Annotated in this window: 14 protein-coding genes; 13 read left to right on the top strand and 1 reads right to left on the bottom strand. The window is 44.2% G+C overall.

What is annotated here, in order from left to right; genetic code table 11:
• The first annotated feature begins 118 nt into the window (after positions 1-118).
• The 7 genes from N6H06_RS14710 (at position 119) to N6H06_RS14680 (ending at position 9,107) form a co-directional block, all read left to right on the top strand.
• Complete coding sequence (locus N6H06_RS14710) at positions 119-1,429, top strand: FAD-binding oxidoreductase (protein ID WP_212953760.1); 1,311 nt, start codon at positions 119-121, stop codon at positions 1,427-1,429.
• Between the two features lie 3 nt (positions 1,430-1,432).
• A complete protein-coding gene (locus N6H06_RS14705) occupies positions 1,433-2,788 on the top strand; it encodes a (Fe-S)-binding protein (protein WP_062750587.1) in 1,356 nt (451 codons plus the stop codon).
• 37 nt (positions 2,789-2,825) lie between these two features.
• Positions 2,826-4,277 (top strand): FAD-binding oxidoreductase, encoded by a 1,452-nt coding sequence (locus tag N6H06_RS14700; RefSeq protein ID WP_263707518.1) that lies wholly within the window; start codon positions 2,826-2,828, stop codon positions 4,275-4,277.
• A 16-nt stretch (positions 4,278-4,293) separates the two neighbouring features.
• A complete protein-coding gene (locus N6H06_RS14695; protein ID WP_212953757.1) occupies positions 4,294-6,477 on the top strand; it encodes a malate synthase G in 2,184 nt (727 codons plus the stop codon).
• 24 nt (positions 6,478-6,501) lie between these two features.
• Positions 6,502-7,266 (top strand): fumarylacetoacetate hydrolase family protein, encoded by a 765-nt coding sequence (locus N6H06_RS14690; protein WP_263707420.1) that lies wholly within the window; start codon positions 6,502-6,504, stop codon positions 7,264-7,266.
• Positions 7,267-7,337: 71 nt separating this feature from the next.
• Positions 7,338-8,759: an NAD-dependent malic enzyme gene (locus N6H06_RS14685; protein WP_212953755.1), complete on the top strand. Its 1,422-nt coding sequence runs from the start codon at positions 7,338-7,340 to the stop codon at positions 8,757-8,759.
• Positions 8,760-8,909: 150 nt separating this feature from the next.
• The gene (locus N6H06_RS14680; RefSeq protein WP_263707419.1) at positions 8,910-9,107 is read left to right on the top strand and encodes a hypothetical protein; all 198 of its coding nucleotides are present in this window, start codon (positions 8,910-8,912) and stop codon (positions 9,105-9,107) included.
• Positions 9,108-9,238: 131 nt separating this feature from the next.
• Here N6H06_RS14680 and N6H06_RS14675 read toward each other — a convergent pair whose 3' ends face one another.
• Positions 9,239-9,985, bottom strand: coding sequence for an IclR family transcriptional regulator (locus tag N6H06_RS14675; RefSeq protein ID WP_263707418.1), 747 nt, complete (start codon positions 9,983-9,985; stop codon positions 9,239-9,241).
• 769 nt (positions 9,986-10,754) lie between these two features.
• Between N6H06_RS14675 and N6H06_RS14670 the strand changes: the two genes are divergently transcribed.
• The 6 genes from N6H06_RS14670 to N6H06_RS14645 all read left to right on the top strand — a co-directional run bounded on the left by N6H06_RS14670 (position 10,755) and on the right by N6H06_RS14645 (position 20,576).
• Entirely contained in the window at positions 10,755-11,753 is a 999-nt protein-coding gene (locus N6H06_RS14670; protein ID WP_263707417.1) for a D-2-hydroxyacid dehydrogenase, read from the top strand.
• Positions 11,754-12,069: 316 nt separating this feature from the next.
• Positions 12,070-13,521, top strand: a complete 1,452-nt coding sequence (locus tag N6H06_RS14665; protein ID WP_263707416.1) for an MFS transporter — start codon at positions 12,070-12,072, stop codon at positions 13,519-13,521.
• A 174-nt stretch (positions 13,522-13,695) separates the two neighbouring features.
• Positions 13,696-14,925, top strand: a complete 1,230-nt coding sequence (locus N6H06_RS14660) for a helix-turn-helix domain-containing protein (RefSeq protein WP_263707415.1) — start codon at positions 13,696-13,698, stop codon at positions 14,923-14,925.
• A 23-nt stretch (positions 14,926-14,948) separates the two neighbouring features.
• A complete protein-coding gene (gene garR, locus N6H06_RS14655) occupies positions 14,949-15,890 on the top strand; it encodes a 2-hydroxy-3-oxopropionate reductase (RefSeq protein ID WP_318527564.1) in 942 nt (313 codons plus the stop codon).
• A gap of 387 nt (positions 15,891-16,277) precedes the next feature.
• A complete protein-coding gene (locus tag N6H06_RS14650) occupies positions 16,278-18,263 on the top strand; it encodes an alpha-amylase family protein (RefSeq protein ID WP_263707414.1) in 1,986 nt (661 codons plus the stop codon).
• Between the two features lie 285 nt (positions 18,264-18,548).
• Complete coding sequence (locus N6H06_RS14645; protein ID WP_263707413.1) at positions 18,549-20,576, top strand: alpha-amylase family protein; 2,028 nt, start codon at positions 18,549-18,551, stop codon at positions 20,574-20,576.
• Positions 20,577-20,637: the final 61 nt, after the last annotated feature.

Below are 20,637 nucleotides of genomic sequence, written 5' to 3'. Positions count from 1 at the left end.
GTTACTGTGAAATGGGCGATTGCATCTCGTTTAGCCAATGTTGTTCTCGCCGTTTTCGCACGAGTGAATAGCAGCCAGATATACCTCAATTTAATTGAATTAGGGAGGTGTTGCAGTAATGTTATCTGATTTAAAATCTGCCTTTCCTGATCTAGTGATGGAACCAGGTTCTACTGACAGTTGGTTAGGGAATGGTGGACATGTCCATGTATATCCAACCTCAGAAAAGGAAGTTGTAGGCTTGCTCAAGTTTGCCCACGATCACGGCAAGACGGTATCGGTTCAAGGCAACGGATCGAAGCGAGGGTTCGGCGGTCTGAAGGAATCGTATGATGTGCTTTTGTCTTTATCAAAATATACCGGTGTCATAGAGCATTCTCCAGGGGACATGGTCGTCACTGTAAAAGCGGGGACACCCTTTCACGAACTTCAGGCTTATTTAGCAAAGCATCAGCAGCAAGTATCACTTGATCCGGCGATGCCGCACTTGTCTACGGTCGGTGGTGTAATCGCTTCCAATGACAGCGGACCCAAGCGCATGGGCTACGGTTCTGCGAGAGATATTGTGCTCGGATTGAAAGTGGTTTACCCAGATGGGACCATTATCCGCACTGGCGGGAAAGTCGTCAAAAATGTTGCCGGCTATGATATGAATAAGCTGTTTATTGGATCAATGGGTACAATTGGTGTAATTACTGAAATTACGTTAAAGCTGCGCCCTTTGCCGAAATGCGAGAGCCTTGTTTTTGTTTCATTTCAGGACAATCGGTTGGATGAGCTGCGCTCTTTTGTTGTCCAGCAATTTGATTCTACGCTCGAGCCTACAGCTTTCGAACTCATTAGCCCTTCGTTAGTGGAGCAGCTTACCGGGCATAAACGATGGGCGTTAGCGATCAGCTTGGAGGATGTAGAAAGCTCCGTCATCTACCAAGAAAATAGGGTGAAACAGGCAGTGCCCAAGCACACAGACGTTCATATTTTCCGCTATGAAGAAGCTAGAGATTTTTGGAACAGGCTATTGAGCATAAGCCCTAATGGCATTGGGGAGCCGGCTGAGCAAGCAGAGATGAAAGTTGGATTAAAAATTGGCGTGAAGAACATCGACGTGCTTCAGGTGCTGGAAGAATGCGTAGAGCTACAGCAACATCACAATCTCGTTGTTTATGGACACGGCGGTTTTGGCCATGGCCTATGCCACGTCGTCTTACAAGGTACTAGCGGGAACGTGGAGGCTGTCATTCAAGCGTTACGCGGTACTGCAAGAAAGCTTAATGGCTATGTCATTGTCAAGCATATTCCGTTTTTTCTGCGGAAAAGCATCAATGTGTGGGGAGACAAACCAGATTCCTTTTTCCTATTCGAGGGCATCAAAGCCAGGATCGATCCACGGCGTGTGCTAAATGAGACAAGGTTTATTGGGGGGATTTAAATCATGAGTTTGAAAGAAAGCGAGTTGAACATGGATCCGCCTTGTTCTCCTAACAGCAAGAGCAATTATTTATGGAATGATGCGCCAGATGAGAATAAATGGGCTGATTGCGTACACTGCGGGATGTGCCTGGAATCATGCCCCACCTATGAGATCACAGGCCAAGAACAGCACTCGCCGCGAGGGCGTGTCCATCTAATCAAGTCGGTAGCCGAAGGCAAGCTTGAAGTGAATGAACAGTTTATGGATCCGGTGTACCAGTGTTTAGATTGCCGTGCATGCACGACTGCCTGTCCGGCTGATGTTGATGTAGGCGGCTTGATTGAAGAAGCAAGAGGACAAATTCGCCAAGCGATGCCGTTAACAGGTGTCAAGGGGCTAGTGAGTAAATTTTTCCTGGAAGGGTTGTTTCCTCATCCGAAACGGATGCAATCTTTGGGCGGGTTGTTAAAAGTTTATCAGAAGAGTGGCGTGCAGAAGTTTGTTCGCGCGACAGGGTTGATTCGTGTTATGCCAAAGCACCTTGTTGAAATGGAAGCGATTATGCCCGATATTGGTGTTCCTGTCCGTAAGAAATATAAAAATGAGACCATCATTCCAGCTAAGGGAGAAGCAACGCATACTGTCGCTTTCTTAACTGGCTGTATTATGGATGTCATGTTCAGCGATATCAACGAGTCTACAATTCATGTGCTGACGCGCAACGGAAATAATGTCACCATTCCGAAGCAGCAAACATGCTGCGGCGCCTTGCATGTTCATGCAGGTGATCGGGAGACTGGCAGAAGATTAGCCAAGCAAAACATCGAGGCGTTCGAAAACGCAGATACAGTCATCGTCAATGCTGCTGGCTGCGGCTGCATGCTGAAGGATTACCCAGAATTGTTTCGCGAAGACCCAGAGTGGCATGAAAAAGCTGAGGCATTCTCTGCTAAAGTACAGGACATATCGAAGTATCTTCACGACACAGGCTATGAAAAGCCGAAGTCAGAAATGAAAACGCGCTTGACTTACCACGATGCTTGCCACTTGGCGCATGGCCAAGGAATCCGGCAAGAACCGCGCGAGCTATTGCTCGATATTCCAGGGGTCGAGATCGTTCATATGCCGAATGCCGATCGTTGCTGTGGCAGCGCTGGAATCTATAACATTACCAATCCTGAGATGGCTGGCGCTGTCTTGGAAAGGAAAATGGAGAATGTGCCGGAAGACGTGGAGATGATCTCAATGGGCAACCCAGGTTGTATGCTGCAAATGGCAGTTGGCGTACAAAAGTATGGGCGAAGCCAAAAGATCGTGCATACGGTGCAGCTGTTGGATTGGGCGTACAAGCGAGACGATGAACAGTTGAATAAATAAAAATACAATTTAGGAGGTGAAAGCTGTGGCGCGTAAGATGAAAACAAACGATCCCCATATTCTCAATCTTGCGAAGCTTGTAGACGGTCGGAAGTCGATCCTTTATTTAAAGGAAGACTTGATTGCTTATGATTGTGACGGCTTTACGATTCATAAGCATTTGCCCAAAGCAGTGGTCTTCCCGAAAAATACGGAAGAGGTCGCTAAGATCGTCAAATACTGCGCTTCACACGATCTTCCTTTTCTTGCCAGAGGTGCCGGCACCGGTCTCAGTGGCGGGGCGATCCCGATCAATGGGGAAGTCATTATTAGCATGGTTCGTATGAAGCGTTTAATCAGCGTTGATTTGGAAAATCGTCGTGCGGTTGTAGAGCCGGGCTATGTCAACTTGAAATTGACGAACACGATTGCTGATAAAGGCTATTACTATGCGCCTGACCCTTCTAGTCAATACTGTTGTACGATCGGCGGCAATGTGGCGGAGAACGCAGGCGGCGCCCATTGTTTAAAGTATGGCGTCACCACCAACCATATTCTCGGACTAGAGGTTGTTCTTCCTAATGGCGACATCATCGATATCAACTGTGAAGGGGTAGCGGATGTGCCAGGGTATGACTTGCTTGGCTTGTTAACAGGCTCTGAAGGAACATTAGGAATCGTCACCAAAATCACGGTTCGTATTTTGAAGAATCCTGAAGCTAAGCAGACGGTGCTCGCCTACTTCGATGAAGTATCAGACGGCAGCTATGCCGTATCAGATATCGTATCTGCCGGAATTGTCCCGGCGGCACTTGAAATGATGGATAAGACCGCAATTGAAGGCGTAGAAGCGGCTGCGTTTCCTGTTGGCCATCCCAAAGACATTGCTGCCCTTCTACTCATTGAAGTGGATGGCATTTCGGCAGGGATCGATGAACAAATAAATCAGATTCTCGACATTTGCAAGCGGCGACATGTCCGCGAGGTGAAAGTTGCCGAAAATGAGCAAGAACGGGCCAGGTGGTGGGCGAATCGCAAGACTGGATTCGGGGCGATGGGAGCCATTTCACCTGATTATTTAGTCCAAGACGGTGTGATTCCGCGCAGCAAGTTACCCGAGGTTCTGGAGCGAATCAATCAAATTAGCGAGCAATTCGGGCTTCGGATCGCCAATATCTTCCACGCGGGGGACGGCAATCTTCATCCCCTTGTGCTGTTTGATGCCAGAATTCCAGGGGAGACAGAAAAAGCGTTAGAAGCGGGCAGCGCATGCTTGAAAGCTTGTGCCGATTTCGGCGGATCGATTACAGGAGAGCATGGCGTAGGAATCGAAAAAATGGAAGAAATGCGGTTTATTTTCAACGAAGAGGAAATTGCTGCTCAGACACGAATCCGTGAGGTTTTTAACCCAGATAATCTACTAAATGGCGGGAAGCTGTTCCCAAGCCCAGGGCGTTGTGTAGAGGTCAAAAAAAATATGAAAGAAGTTGCTTCGGCGAAGCAAGCCTAATAAAGGAGAGGTTGAAATGACAAACTACGTAAAAAATGGCAATTTGCAGATTGCGCAGGTCCTTTATGAATTTATCAATACAAAGGTAATTCCAGACAGCGGCGTGACGAAGAACGAATTCTGGTCTGGCTTTGCCAGTCTCGTTAAAGACCTTGTTCCTATTAACAAAGCTTTATTAGCGAAGCGCGACCGCATTCAAGACCAGATACATGCCTGGCATAGAGCGAATAAACCGTATCGCTTTCAAGACTACAAAGCATTTTTGAAAGAGATTGGCTATTTGGAGCCTGAGGTGGATGATTTTCAAATCACAACCCAAGATGTGGATGACGAGATTGCATTTCAAGCTGGACCGCAGCTTGTGGTTCCAGTGAACAATGCACGCTTTGCCATTAATGCGGCGAATGCCCGCTGGGGAAGTCTATATGATGCTTTGTATGGAACAGATGCGATTAGCGAAGAAGCCGGTGCCGACAAAGGAAATGGGTACAACCCAGCTAGAGGAGCAAAAGTGATTGCATTTGCGAAGCAATTTCTAGATAAGACGGTACCTTTGAACCAAGGTTCCCATAACAATGTTGTGCGCTATAGCATCGTTGACGGCGCTTTAGCAGTAAAGCTAAACGACGGAACGACAACAGGTTTGAAGGACCGTACCCAGTTTACCGGGTATCAAGGCGATATGGCAGCGCCATCCGCTCTGTTATTCGTACACCATGGCCTTCACTTAGAGGTTCAAATCGATGCCACACATCCTATTGGGCAAACCGATCCAGCAAACGTAAAGGATATTGTGCTAGAGGCTGCCATTACGACGATTATGGACTGTGAGGACTCTGTGACGGCAGTTGATGCCGAAGACAAGGTGCTTGTTTACGATAACTGGCTAGGATTAATGAAAGGCGACTTGACATCTACATTCGTTAAAGGGGACCGGACGATCAATCGAACATTGAATCCTAACCGAGCGTATATTTCCCCAGACGGAAGCTCTATCACTTTATCCGGTCGTTCGTTACTGTTCGTCCGTAATGTTGGCCACTTAATGACCACGAATGCGGTGCTAGATGAAGATGGTCAAGAGGTGCCAGAAGGCTTCCTTGATTGTATCGTTACCGGTCTAATCGGCAAGCACTCCCTATTGGGCAATGGAGACTATCGAAACTCACAAAAGGGTTCTATTTATATTGTAAAACCAAAAATGCACGGTTCTGAAGAAGTGGCATTTGCCAATGAACTATTTAACCGTGTTGAAGATATCATCGGCCTTACTCGCAATACCCTTAAGATCGGTGTAATGGATGAAGAACGCCGCACATCACTTAACCTTAAAAATTGCATCCATGCGGTAAAGGAACGAGTGGTATTCATCAATACAGGCTTCCTGGACCGCACTGGTGACGAAATTCATACGTCTATGGAAGCTGGTCCAATGATTCGCAAGCAGGATATGAAATCTTCCACTTGGCTCAATGGCTACGAGCAAGCCAATGTAGCGGTTGGCCTCGCAGCTGGATTGAGGGGAAAAGCGCAAATTGGCAAGGGCATGTGGGCCATGCCTGATCGAATGGCCGATATGCTTCAACAAAAAGGTGGTCAGCTTCAGGCCGGTGGCAATACAGCCTGGGTGCCTTCACCAACCGCTGCCGTTTTGCACGCCATTCATTATCACCAAATCAATGTAAAAGCTGTTCAGCAAGAGATTGCGGCTGAGCAAATCGACTATAGAGATGAAATTTTGCAGATTCCAGTGGCTGAAGCGCCAAATTGGAGTCCACAAGAAATCCAGGAAGAGCTCGATAATAATGCGCAAGGCATTCTTGGATACGTCGTCCGTTGGGTAGAAATGGGGATCGGTTGCTCCAAGGTGCCTGATATCAACAACGTTGCGCTAATGGAGGACCGTGCGACACTGCGTATCTCCAGTCAGCATATGGCGAATTGGCTCCATCACGGCATCTGCACGAAGGAGCAAGTGCTTGAAACGTTGAAACGCATGGCCAAGGTGGTGGATCAGCAAAACGCAGGCGATCCTGAATACGTTCCTATGGCGCCGGACTATGAAAACTCTGTTGCTTTCCAAGCGGCATGCGATCTGGTGTTCGAAGGCTACCGCCAACCGAGCGGTTATACAGAGCCGATTCTTCATCGGCGCCGGAAAGAAGCCAAAACGAAAGCCAGTGTGATGACGAGAAAATAAGCGATTCAAAAGGAGTGGCCATCCATGAAATTTGTACGATTTACCGTAAATACAAAGACAAGCCAAGGAGTTCTTGAACACGATACGATTAAAGCCATCCAAGGCGATTTGTTCGCTGAGTGGCGTTTTACAGGCAAAACGTATGCAGCACAGGATGTAAAATGGCTTGCTCCGCTTGTGCCAAACCAAATAATTGGAATTGGTGCTAACTATGTCGCTAAAGTTGAAGAGCGTCCTGACACATTGCCTGATATCCCTGTATTTTTCTTTAAGCCAACTTCTTCTGTCATTGGGCCTGAGGATCCTGTCGTGATCCCAGGCTCTAACGAGCAGGTAAAGTTTGAATCTGAATTAGCAGTCGTGATCGGGAAGGAAGCGAAAAATATTGACGAGGCAGACGTGTTGGACTACGTTTTTGGCTATACCATTGGCAATGACGTAACGGCACCGCAATATTTTCATGAAGCTGGCCATTGGATGATCGGTAAATCATTCGATACGTTTACACCACTGGGACCCGTTATCGAAACGGAATTGAATCCCGATACCGTCCGAGTAGAAGCGCGCTTGAATGGGGAAGAGAAGCAAAACAGTGGTACGGAATTAATGATTGTACCCCTTCGTGAAATGATCGCTTATTTGTCCCGCGTTATGACGTTGAAGCCAGGAGACGTCATTCTGACAGGCAGCCCACTTGGAGCAGAACTAGTAGGAGCAGGGAATGTGATAGAGTGTGAGATTCAAGGAATTGGAAAGCTGAAGAATATATTTGTAGACCAGTTATCATAAATAAGCTGTCAATCATTGCGTTTGTGCTGTTTGGGAAAGTCTTAAAATGAGACAAGGTAGGAGGGGGCTCTATGCAAGTTAGGCAGGCTCTAAGTGGAAAAAATGTCATCTTCAGATTAGAGATGAGCCAAGACCGTATTCAATTTAGTGAACTGGTCACGCGCATTGTAATGGCTGGAGGAAATATTGTAGGGATGGATATCGCCAGTTCCAGTTCAACTCATGTTGTTCGTGATGTAACAGTAAATGTTGAGGATACAGGCAGTGTAGAAGCAATCGTCGAGACAATCAATGGTACAAAGGGCGTTCGTTTGGTTCATGTCTCTGACCGCACGTTTTTGCTCCATCTTGGCGGCAAGCTAAGGACGGAGCCAAAAAACCCAGTTCAAAATCGTGATGACTTATCAAGGGTGTATACGCCTGATGTAGCGCGAGTGTGTATGGCGATTCATGAGGAGCCAGACAAGGTTCATGCCTTAACGATAAAGCGGAATACAGTCGCAGTAATCTCTGACGGGAGTGCTGTCTTAGGCCTTGGGAATATCGGGCCTAAAGCGGCAATGCCCGTCATGGAGGGCAAATCTGTATTGTTCAAGCAATTTGCCGATGTAGACTCTTTTCCCATTTGCTTAGACACACAGGATACGGAGGAAATGATTCAAACGATAAAGCATATTGCCCCTGTTTTTGGAGGGATTAACCTCGAAGATATCTCATCGCCTAGATGTTTTGACATTGAGAGGCGACTCCGCGAGGAATTGGATATCCCTGTGTTTCATGACGATCAGCATGGAACCGCCGTTGTCATGTATGCAGGGCTGATCAACGCATTAAAATTAACAGGCAAATCCATCGATAAAATTAAGGTCGTGGTCGCAGGTGTAGGCGCTGCTGGGATCGCTTGCACCAAATTGCTGCTGTATGCAGGTGTGAAAAACATAATCGGCGTAGACCGAACTGGCGTATTATCCAAGCAGCGCGAATTTGGCGACAACGAGATGAAGCGATGGTTTGCAGATAATACCAATCCTTACGGAATAACGGGAACGGTTCGCGACGTCCTGAGAGAGGCCGATGTCTTTATTGGTTTATCCTCAGGAGGGACTTTGAAGCGAGAAGACATCCAGCTCATGAATCCAGACCCGATTATTTTTGCCATGGCGAATCCGACCCCTGAGATTACGCCTGAAGAAATAGAAGACATTGCTGCTGTTGTGGCAACAGGTCGGTCGGATTATCCGAACCAGATTAACAACGTCCTCTGCTTTCCAGGCATATTTCGAGGGGCGCTGGACTGCCAGGCCAGTGTCATTAATGAAGAAATGAAGCTTGCCAGTGCGCAGGCGATCGCTTCTATTATTTCAGAAGAGGAGCTAAGTTCACATTATATTATCCCTACCGTATTTAATCAAAAAGTAGTTAAAGCCGTTAGCGAAGCTGTGATTCGCGCAGCTATTGAGACCAATGTCGCTCGGAAAATCCCAAAAGAGTAGGACAAAGCGGCAACTAACTTGAAACCACGTAGCCTTGCTCCGAAACTTGAACATGTCGGAACAAGGCTGTTTTTCATCTTTCCTCAAATGTAGACGCTTTAAAACAAAATGATTGCGATCCATACAGCAATATGTAAACAGGTTAGGGGCGTGATTGCGAATGATTGGCCCGATAGAGACAGACAGGACAACGATTCTGATATCGACTTTTTGCGGGAGTTGCCAATAGGAGGCGAACAACAAGCAGACAAAGAATCGAGGATTCGGCTGGTGGAAACAAGAAAGATGCGGACATTGCTGAAGGAAAAACATCCGGTCAAGGGGAGAGCAAATACAGCATTGGAGTGAATGGGGCCGTACATACCTGTCAGAACTCAGATAAGCGGCCCTTTGCCTAGTGGTTTCACCAACAAGGAGATGGAGAGCAAACGTGCCCGTCCAGAGGAAAAGCGTTCTAATTTCTTTGTGGGTTTTAATGATTAAATGTGAGAAAGGCGCTGGGCAAGTTGGATCATTTCTTCCAAGGCACGCTCTTTCTTCCCCTCCCAATGGTGAATGGGCATGGAACAACTGATGGCGGCTGCGATTTCGCCGTTCGCTTTATGTATTGGCGCGGCCGTACAGCAAAAGCCCATAACGCCCTCTTGAATATCCATTGCATATCCCGCTTTCCGTACGTTCTTAAGCTCTTGAATCAAAGCTTCTCGGGAGCCGATCGTATGAACGGTAATTTTAGGAAGTGATTCTTCTGGATATAAGTTGCATATTTGTTGTTCGCTCATGTCGGCCATTAAAGCTTTTCCTAGACCAGTTGCATGTGCAGGGAAGCGGACACCAGGACCTGAAACCATCTGGACCGGACTGGGGGCTTCTACTTTAGCTAAATATTGGACGTCACTACCTTCAAGCACTGCTAATTGGATCGATTCTTGAAGATTGCGCATCACCGGCTCCGCCAAGCGTCGAAAATCTTCAGTCAGATCGAACTGCCGGAAGAAAGCACTCCCAAAACGTCCAATAGCGCTCCCAATAGCGTATGTCTCATTGCGATCACGACTCACCCATTGCAGGCGCTCCATTGTAACCAACAGCGAGTGTAGCGTGCTTTTGCTAATCCCGATCATTTTCGACAAATCGGATAGCTTCCATCTGTATGGCTCGTCTCTTAGAACATTCAGTACAGCATTCGCTCGATCTAAGGCAGGCACATTATATTTTTGCTCCATTTTATAAATTCACTTCCTAAAACAGCATATTGTTCGGTATTATGAACAATTATGATCGTACCATTTTAGATGATAGTCCGTCAAACAAAAAGCGGAACGAGTGCTTACGACATTTGATCCACGATAGAACGCGAACACACTCCAAAAAGAAAGGAAAACTCTAAGATTTTTCTCTAGCACCACAAGCGACGATGCCCTCTCGTGAGCTTCTGAGGGTCCATTAGTCAAGTATATTGTCCAATGAGCATGGCTAAACGGTGCTGGAAATTTTGGAGGGGCGGCTAGTCGCCATTTCTTTAGAAGTACATTCAGGCATATAGATATGTAAAGGGAGTTAATAATTTTTTAACCAAAACGGTGAACATAATTCGATATAATGAACGAAAAGGGCTTTGGCTGATAAATTAATGGATAATATGATAAAAATGTTGTTCTGTTTTATAAATTAGACAACATTATTACCATTATAGCAAGAAATTTATTGTTAGAATTTTTTTCACATTTTATAATCAAAGAGAAAATCCTTGGAATATGAAAGGATTCTCAAAGGGGAGTAATAATGAGAAGGGAGAAGCAACTAAAAATGGAAGTTAGTCGTTTTTGAAAACGCTTACTGTCAGGGTTAATTTAGTTAAAAGGGCGTGCTTAACACATTTGGACACTAATAAGGGAGATGGCTCGAAAATGTCTACTTGGCAGTACAGTAGAGCAGTGATTGTAGCTTCGATACCATAAGTTAAACCGAATAACTAAGGGAGGTAATTGTTCCGTGCCAGAAATCGATTCTGCTCTTGTGACGACGTATCTAACACCGGAAAATCAGGAACAGCTTCGCAAGGCGCTCGAACCGGCGGAAGTGGTGTTTTGTAAACCGGATGATACGGAGACGATAGCCAAAGCCATCCAAAAAGTGGATGTTGCCATTCTAAATAGTAACGTAGATGATTTAATCCTCACTGGCCCTAATTTGCGCTGGATTCACTGCTGCCGCGCAGGCTTAGACAAATCTGCTAAACCTGAAATTTTTGAGCGTGGCATCATTTTAACAAGTTCATCAGGGCGTTCTGCCCCTGCTCTTGCCGAACATATACTGATGTTCATGCTTGCATTGACATACGACCTTCCGATGCTTATGAAAGCGAAAGCAGAGCACCGGTGGGCAGCAACAAGAGAGTACTTTTATAAAACAGGGATGTACGGAAAAACGATCGGTATCCTAGGTCTCGGAAAGACAGGGCGTGAGGTGGCAAGGCTGGCAAAAATGTTTGACATGAAAGTCCTTGGGTGGAGGCGTTCTACTGAAGTGCCTGAAAATGTAGACGTCGTGTACTCCACTGACCGTCAGGACAGCTTACGCCCCCTTCTTGAAGCCTCTGATTATGTTGTTTTGTGTACGGAACTGAATGATCAAACATGGCACACGTTAGGCAAGACAGAATTTGACTGGATGAAGCCGTCAGCCTTTGTTATCAATATGGGCCGAGGAGAACTTATCGATGAACCAGTAATGATTGAGGCGTTGCAGAGTGGAAAGATTGCCGGTGCGGGCTTGGATACCTTTGAAGTGGAGCCTCTACCGAAGGAGAACCCCCTTTGGGATATGGAAAACGTGCTCATTACACCCCATATTACGCCACGGCTGCCTGACAGGGAAGAGCGTGCATTAGAGTACGTCTACCAGAATATTGAAGCGTACCGCAAAGGCAGTGGTTTCATTAACCGTCTGACACAAAAGAGCATTTTTACAAAGGGAAAAGTCAAGGGTTGATACCGATTGCAGTAGCTACTTTCCCCCTTTGCCTATACAACACACAATTTAACTGCACTTGACAGACAGAAAAGAAAGCGCATACATAAATGCGTTGAATGGTCGAAAAGTCGAAAATAAGTACAATTCGCGGTATCTCCATGTAAATTTAGATGTCTTACAAGCCTATGAAGCGATCTTTCTTCATAAAGCAAAATTGCTGTCGTTCTATGCCAAAGTCAATGTGAAAAAAGGAAAAAGGGATCGTGCTAAGGATGTATATGCACGTAGAACAATCTGATAACCAGATGGCTTGCGAATAATAAGGGGGCTTATTATGGGTGGGGATACAGCAATCCAATACAATCGCGCAAAAACTTGGCAGCTTATGCTTTGGCCTGGAAATACAACGATCAATGCTCTTTTATATGTGTTGCTAATGTTTATTAGTTACATTGCGGTCGGTGGGTACGGAATCGCAGTGGCAACGGCAGGTTTGATCTCTACCTATACACGGATTTTTGATGGAATTACGGATCCATTGATTGCAATCATCACTGACAGATTGGAGACGAAATTCGGGAAAATACGAATCATTATGCTCACCGGTTTTGTCATTCAAATAACGGCGATTCTCGTTTTATTTGTGTGGGGAATTGGGCAAGGAATGGTCTTTTATACGATCATGTATGTGATCTATTACATTGGTTCCACGTTCAGTGGTGTTGCGACCAATATCGGTAATACAGTTCTAACAAACGATCCCCGTCAGCGTCCAAAAATTTACCAATGGAGCTCGATCTATACAACCGTACTTGCATCACTTTCAAGCGTTTATCTCTCAAATGTGCTATTTGAAAAATATGGATCTATTTCCATTGAGGCATTGCAGGAGTTATGCTTTACTGTTGTAGGCGCATCGATCGTTTTAGAAATTTTAGCTTTTATTGCAATAATCGAAAAGGATAAACCGGAAAACTTTCCGAAAAAAGCGCAAGGCAAAATTAATTTCAAAGATGCTTGGGCGTTAATAAAGAATAATCGGGGCTTACAAGCGTTAATTATCGCCGGAACGAGTGATAAACTAGCGCAGCAAGCCGCAGGGCAGGCAGTCATTACGACAATGATCTTTGGGATTGTTATTGGAAACTATTCGTTTTTTGGCACTGTTAATTTGATCAACGTCATCCCAACAGTACTCCTTCTAATCTACGGGACACGAATGGCGGTGAAAGGTGGCACAAAAAAAGCACTCATTAAGTGGTCGAGCATTGGAATGGTACTGGCTGCAGCTATGATTGCTTTCATGGCCATCATCGATCCGACAAAAATTAGTGTAGCACCTGTTCAAACAGTGATTTTCGTTATCTTGTCCGTGTCTTTCTCCGCTATCATGATTGTAACTTCTACTTGCACACAATCAATGAAGCCTGATATTGTCGATTACGAGTTGTATATGACTGGCAGCTATTTGCCAGGCACGGTCGCTGCCGTCTATGCCTTTATAGATAAAATGATCTCATCGTTTGGAAGCACGATCGTCGCTGTCTCCATTGCGGCCATTGGATATGTCAATGTCCAGCCTCAGCCTGGAGATCCCGTTACGCCAGCGCTCTTTTGGATGGCGATGTTTCTGTGGATGGGTCTACCGTTGATTGGATACTTTTTTACCCTTATTGTGATGAAGTTCTATCCGCTTGATAAAGAAAAGATGATTGAAATTCAGCGTCACAATCAGGACATTCGCGCAAAAACGAAAACAGAAGCTTACGTCAAGGCTAGCAGTTAAACAGTAGGAGTTCATTAAGAAAGCAAATGAAATTTCTGCCGGAAGTTGATAATCAAGTGGTTTAAATATTAAGATGAAAACGCATACACTCGATTATAAAAACCTCCAAATCAAAAAAATCGAAGACCGTCTTCATCACGTTTTTGAAAAAATATTTACAGAGGTGATTGTAATATGACGGGAAAGTTTGAAATGTTGGACTCCTTTCGGCAACTTACTGGCTGCTGCTATAACATATGGAACTGGAAGTATGACAACCGCTTAAATGTCATTGAGAGCGACTGTCCTCACGAATCTTTGTTTAATTGCCTTTTCCTTGCATGTAATCGTCGCGCCGCAATTGAAAAACATATGGCGAAAAGTCAATTGCCGCTTGTTTACACGACATCGGCGATGCTTACTTGGATTGTTGCTTTTGAACCGTCTCCAGAAGGAATTCAGACGATCTATGTAAAAGGGCCTTTTTTTAGTGGGTACAATGACCGAATGAGTTATAGCGACATAGCCAATGAGGCGGGACTCACACAAGAGACTGAGGAAATTATGGTTAACTGTCTGAAAACGCTGCCAGAGTTGACATCTTCTAGTATTTTGCAATTTGCATTGATGCTACATTATTGTCTGACTGGCAAGCCCATCGCTGTAGAGGATGTGACACCTTTAAGTTCGACAATCCCCAAAAAGCAAAAGAAGAAAGGCACGGTAAAAATATGGATCGATCAATTTGAGAGGAAAAGTGGCTACTGGAACATTGAACAAGAACTGTTAAACGGCGTCCGCACTGGAGACTTGGATGTAGCTAAAGTGGTGAACAAAGCTACACTAATAAACGGAATTTTTGAAGGTGATAAAAAGAGTGTCGGATTTTATAAACAAAAGATTCATATCTTGCTTACGTTAGTGTCTCGCGCTGCTGTAGAAGGAGGCATGTCGCAAAAGCGATCCTATTCATTATGTGCCGATTATCGGCGAATTTTGGAAAAATGCTCATCGCTTAGTGAGGTGACAGCATTGAGCAGAGAGCTGTTGCTAGAATATGTTCATTGTGTGCAGGAGTCAAAAAAAGTCGCTTCCTGTTCCAGCCAAATCAGGGCATGTTGTGAATATATCGACCAGCATTTAGGCGAAGAACTTGTATTGGACTTTGTGGCAAAAGAAATTGGTTACAGTGAATACTACTTGTCGCGGAAATTCAAAAAAGAGATGGGATGCTCGTTTATTGATTATATCCAAAACGCGCGCCTGGAAAAAGCGAAATATTTATTGACGACAACGACGAGCAGTATTGAAGAAATAAGTATGCAACTGGGGTTCGGCTCACGAAGCTACTTTACTTATATTTTCCGCAAGAATACAGGTAAAACACCAAGTGATTATAGAAAAACGAAAGCTGTAATGGTTTAGCAAGATCAAAAGATTTTAAGATAGTGGTCATTAAAAATGAAATTACGGAGGTCATGGAGATGAAAATTGGATTGATTGGTTTAGGAATCATGGGCAAACCGATGGCGAAAAATATCATCAAAGGTGGCTACAGCGATTTAATGGTAAATGATTTAAACAAAGCTTCGGTTGAAGAACTGGTAGAACTCGGCGCTATAGCAGGTACAAATGCAGAAATCGGTTCTTCCTGTGATCTTGTCATGACAATGCTGCCAAACTCCCCTCATGTAAAAGCGGTTATGCTAGGAGAGAACGGTGTTGCCAATTATATGAAAGCTGGCCAAGTCTTTATTGATATGAGTTCCATCAATCCTGTCGCAAGCAAGGAAATTGCAGCGGAACTAGAAAAAAAAGGCGTAGAAATGCTCGATGCTCCTGTTTCAGGGGGAGAGCCAAAAGCAATCGACGGCACCTTGAGCATCATGGTGGGCGGAAAACAGAACGTGTTTGATAAATACAAACCGTTACTAGAAACAATGGGAGCATCTGTCGTTCGCTGCGGTGAAATCGGTGCCGGGAATACGACAAAATTGGCCAATCAAATTATTGTAGCATGTAATATACAGGCTCTTGCTGAGGCACTGACTCTTGCTCAGAAAGCGGGAGTGGATCCACAGTTGGTGTTTGAGGCGATCAGAGGAGGTTTGGCCGGATCCACCGTGATGAATGCCAAAGCACCAATGATGATTGCTGGAAATGACAAGCCAGGATTTAAGATTGATCTACACATCAAAGACTTAAACAATGCCTTGGATTGCGCTCATACGGTAGGTGCACTCGTACCTATGACAGCAGGAGTACAAGAGATTTTCCAATATTTGCACCACAGTGGCCATGGTCAGGATGATCATTCCGCGATTGCTAAATATTACGAAAATCTAACTGGTATCCGTATTGGTAGACCATCGCTCGTGCCTAATCCATAAATAACTGATGTATGCTATCTATTTTACTCCTTTTGAAAATAGTAAACATCGGCAATTAAGGAGAGAGTATGGTTGGACGGTATGGTTTAAAACAAAACTGTATCGTCTAGCCGTTTTTCGTTTAATTAGGAGAGGGTGTGAAATTCCAAGGTCCAATAAATGGATAAGATAACTTTCCTAGTAATGTCTTTTGAAGGTTTGCTGCCAGTGTTAATTGATTATTGTATATCACGGTGCACTCGCCATTTCACTAAACGACATTCTGTCCTGTTTCAAACAATAAAATGTTGAGCTTTTTTTACAAAAAAACTGTTGCTCATGAAAGCGAAATCAGAGTTCCAGTAAACAGCTCGAGAGGAAATGAAACTTTATTGAGGGAGGATTAAAATGAAACATTGGTGGAATGGATATCCTTGGCGGATGATCCAGACAAATTTTAGAGAAATTGATACGGAAAATATGGATGCTGTTAGCTATGTGAGGGACTTGAAAGAATTTGGTGCAACTGTGGTATTGCTTAATGCGGCAGGTATTATCGCCAGCTACGATTCGAAGCTGGCATTTCAGCCTAATAGCGAATATTTGAATGGTGATAGCCTAGATAAGATTATAGATGAATGCCATAAGCAGGGAATACGAGTAATCGCAAGAACCGATTTTTCAAAAATTCGTTATTCAGTTTATGAACAGAATCCAGATTGGGCTTATCGAACGAGTGAGGGAAAAATTGTTAATTACAACGGCTATGTACACACTTGCCCCAACGGTGGTTATCAGCAGGAATATATGTTCGGTATTCTTCGAGAAATGCTTACAACGCATGACTTTGACGGCTTGTTCTGTAATATGAGTGGATTTCTAGTAGTCGATTACAGTTATACCTATCATGGACCTTGCCATTGTGAGAACTGCCAGAAAAAATTTAAAGAGCAATACGGACTAGAACTTCCAGAAAAGGATGATCCGCGCAATCCATCGTACAAAAAATATATGATGTTCAAAAAAGATTGTGAGAAGGACCATACAGCACGTCTAAGGCGTTTAGTGAAAGATATAAATCCAAATATTGCAATAAATGGATTAGATTATATACGAGGTGAGTCTAATGCTGATATAGGAAGACCCTCATGGCAGTACAGTGCTTCATCAAATTCTAGGGTAATCAGTGGGCCAAATCGTACCCGACCTACTGACAATGCCAGTGTTGATTTCATGGGCTTCCGATACCGTCATACTTCAGTATCGCCTGCGTTGATGGAACTTCGGCAGTGGCAGAACTTGGCGAATGCCGGCAGCCTGAGTATGTATATTATGGGCAGACTTGATAATCATAGAGACACTTCAGGCTTTGAAGGTACCAAAAAAGTGTTTCAGTTCCACAAAAAGCACGAACAACTGTATAGTAACCTTGTTTCGATGGCTAAGGGTGTTGTCGTGAGGAATGCATCATTGTATCGGGTCGATTCTGAAGTGTTAGGGTGGATTCGGGCACTTACAGAAAGCCATATTCCTTTCGATGAGATACGCATTTCGGAACTGAATGACCTATCCCAGCTTGATGGCAAAGAGTTTGTGGTTCTTGGGGATATCAAATTTTTATCAGACCAACAGGTGAAGTTGTTTGATGAGTTTGCAGCAAATGGCGGAACGATCATCGCAACAGGAGAAACAGGATTCTATAATGATCAATTTGAAGCTCGCAACAGTACGGGGTTGAATTGTCTAGGAATGGAACAGGTCAAAGAAATCAAAAGTGACCTGATGTCTTCAATATTTGAAATTCCGGAGGCGGAGAAAGACCTGTTCCCACGATGCATGAAAACTCCATTGATTGCACCGGGACCCAATCTCGTAATGGTTGAACCAAAAGAAAACGCAAAAAAATATCTACAGTTAATTCCGGAACACCCGTTTGGACCGCCCGAAATCTGCTACTATAATGAGGTTAGCCAAGAGCCAGGAATCCTTGTGTCGAAATATCATAAGGGACGTGGTGTCTATATTCCTTGGAAAATCGGAAGCTTCTATCATGAGCAGGGCTACCAAAATACACTGAACATCATACAGGATATTCTTTTCTCATTATGTGGAATAGAAGAGATAGCTCCAGATCTAACGCCTATGGTAGAAGTAAATATCTGCAGAAACAAGGAACAACAAATCATACAACTGGTCAACAATTCTGGCTGTTTTGCCAATAGCTACTTTTCTCCCATACCGATAAACAATATCTCACTGCGTTTGAAAGGTGTGAAAGAAAGTGTAAATATTGAAACCTTGAGGGGCGGTAAAGTTGAATATAAATATGATGGTGGATTTCTAAATATTAAATTGGATGTATTAAAAGACTATGAAGCTCTGGTTCTATCATAATGAAAATCTAACAATTTATGAATAAAAAATGATAGAAAAATACTATAAGGGGGAAATCCTGTTTCCCCTTAGTTCAAATTACGATGTTAGAGAAATTATTGCTTTGTTGATTGGACCGTGTGCAAGTAATTTACATAAATTACTATTATAGCAATAAAGTAAATAATACTGTTAATCGCTCATTCAACAAATCGATATGATTAACAGGAAAGCGATTTTAATGATTCGTGGAGGCTCTGGTCTACAGATAATAGTTATTAGTTAATTTTAGAGGAGGAATTAATTATGGTTTGGTGGCAAGAGAAACCGATGCGTCTAATTCAGACAAATTTAAGAGAGATTGATGCAACGCTTGATGTCGATACGTACATGCAGAGTCTTGAGCAATTTTCCGCAAACGCACTGCTGTTTAACGTCGGAGGAATTGCGGCTAATTACCCATCAGAGCTTGAATATCATTATGTAAACCCATTCTTGAAGGACGATTTTACTGGTAAGGTGATCGAACGCGCACACGAGAAAGGGATGAAGTTTATAGCCCGCTTCGACTTCAGCCGGTTAAACGAGGTGCATGCTCTATCCAATCCGGATTGGTTGTATCGCAGCACCGAGGGGAATATCGTCAATTACAATGGTCAGGTTCATACCTGCATCAATGGGTATTACCAACAAGAATATTCATTAAAAATATTGAAGGAAGTGGTTGAGAAATACCCTGTAGATGGCGTATTTTTTAATATGATCGGTTATGTAACGATGGACTACAGCTACAATTTTCACGGGATTTGCCAATGCGATAACTGCTTGAGACGATTTGCGGAGTTTGCCGGCCACGATCGGCTGCCATTAAAGGCAGATCCGAATGACCCAGTATTCCGTGACCATGCACAGTTCTGCATCGAAACAGTAAAAGAACTTTTTGATCGACGAGTGGCTGTGGTTAAGAACATCAACCCCAATATCGCTATAAGTAATTATACCCACACTAACGCCGATATCTACCGTAAAGAGTCCGGTTCGAGTATGTATTTCCCTTTACCGGAATGGAACTACTCGGCTACTGAAAATGTACGAACGGTAACAGGCTCCTGGGAGGGGATGGCTGTGAGCAATGCAGCAGTTCATTTCGTTGATTTTGCCATGCGTCATTCGGCAGTTTCCCCTCATTTGACTGCATTGCGACTAGTACAGGATCTGGTGAACGGTGGCTGGCTCGATTATTACGTGATCGGTACCCTCGTCAATCAGGACGATAGACTTTGCTTTGATTTGGTGAAAGATATTTACCATTTTCATAAAGAACATGAGCACTATTATACGAACCTTCAATCGTTGGCTGAGGTTTGCTTGGTTGCTCCTGACACCAAAAAACCCGACAGTAAAAGGGAATTTAATGGAATTGTGAGGATGCTAAGCGAGAACCAAATACAATACAATTTATTAAATGAAAGTGTGTTAGAATCACCAGAGGCTTTTGAGAAACTTCAGCGTTACAAGCTGATCATTCTAGCTGACCTTAAAAATATGAACGATGTGGCGGTGGCTACCGTTGATCGATATGTTGAACAGGGAGGAAAACTGCTCGCTACAGGTATGACATCTACCTGCGATAAGAAAGGCCGTCCTCTGGGGCAGGTACGCTTAAAGAGCCTGGGGGTGAAGGATTTCACCCATAAACCAAAGACACAGGGTGCCTATTATCGTATTAGAGAAGAGGATAAATCCAAGATGAACGGCTTTGAATCGCTCGACCTTGTGTACCTTAATGGAGATGCTTTGGAGTGCAAGTTGGACGATGATGCAAAAGGTTTTCTTGGTTTAATTCCTTCCTGTATGTTTGGGCCGCCGGAAAAGTGTTATATCACCGAGGAGACTGATACACCGGGATTGATTTTCAATCGTTATGGAAAAGGGGAGGCCGCCTATATTCCTTGGGGTCTTGGTGCTCACTATGAAAAAATGAGCAATCACGGTCATGCCCGTGTGTTTCTGGCCACGCTCCGAGATGTGCTTGATCACCGTGAACAGTTGGAGGTAACGGCTTCTCCACTAGTTGAAGTATCGCTCCACGAAGCACGAGGTAGTTCGCGTCGCTTGGTAAGCGCTGTAAACGTATCTGGTCAGCTCGGAACGGCATTTCATGAACCGCTGCCAATTCGGAATATACATTTCAGCTTGAAGGCAGAACGTGAACCGTCTCGCGTCCATGCCCTGCGCCGTTCCGGGGACATCCCATTCGTTTACAACGACGGTCAAGTATCATTCAGTCTGGGAGAACTTGATTTATTTGAGACAATTGTACTTGAGGATTAAAACACTTGTATTCCTTAAACAAAGAGATTATTGAAGGGTGGAAATAATTATGAAAATTGCA

Source organism: Shouchella tritolerans (assembly GCF_025770735.1).
Taxonomy (GTDB): domain Bacteria; phylum Bacillota; class Bacilli; order Bacillales; family Bacillaceae_D; genus Shouchella; species Shouchella tritolerans.
Note: the sequence above shows the minus strand (reverse complement) of the source record. Positions and strands in the feature narration are given on the sequence as shown.

What these genes read in the sequence shown, in the direction of transcription:
- N6H06_RS14650 (WP_263707414.1), top strand. Translation starts at nt 16,278, where the DNA reads ATGAAACATTGGTGGAATGGATATCCTTGGCGGATGATCCAGACAAAT.
- N6H06_RS14665 (WP_263707416.1), top strand. Translation starts at nt 12,070, where the DNA reads ATGGGTGGGGATACAGCAATCCAATACAATCGCGCAAAAACTTGGCAG.
- N6H06_RS14695 (WP_212953757.1), top strand. Translation starts at nt 4,294, where the DNA reads ATGACAAACTACGTAAAAAATGGCAATTTGCAGATTGCGCAGGTCCTT.
- N6H06_RS14705 (WP_062750587.1), top strand. Translation starts at nt 1,433, where the DNA reads ATGAGTTTGAAAGAAAGCGAGTTGAACATGGATCCGCCTTGTTCTCCT.
- N6H06_RS14645 (WP_263707413.1), top strand. Translation starts at nt 18,549, where the DNA reads ATGGTTTGGTGGCAAGAGAAACCGATGCGTCTAATTCAGACAAATTTA.
- N6H06_RS14660 (WP_263707415.1), top strand. Translation starts at nt 13,696, where the DNA reads ATGACGGGAAAGTTTGAAATGTTGGACTCCTTTCGGCAACTTACTGGC.
- N6H06_RS14700 (WP_263707518.1), top strand. Translation starts at nt 2,826, where the DNA reads ATGAAAACAAACGATCCCCATATTCTCAATCTTGCGAAGCTTGTAGAC.
- N6H06_RS14685 (WP_212953755.1), top strand. Translation starts at nt 7,338, where the DNA reads ATGCAAGTTAGGCAGGCTCTAAGTGGAAAAAATGTCATCTTCAGATTA.
- N6H06_RS14710 (WP_212953760.1), top strand. Translation starts at nt 119, where the DNA reads ATGTTATCTGATTTAAAATCTGCCTTTCCTGATCTAGTGATGGAACCA.
- N6H06_RS14690 (WP_263707420.1), top strand. Translation starts at nt 6,502, where the DNA reads ATGAAATTTGTACGATTTACCGTAAATACAAAGACAAGCCAAGGAGTT.
- N6H06_RS14675 (WP_263707418.1), bottom strand. Translation starts at nt 9,985, where the DNA reads ATGGAGCAAAAATATAATGTGCCTGCCTTAGATCGAGCGAATGCTGTA.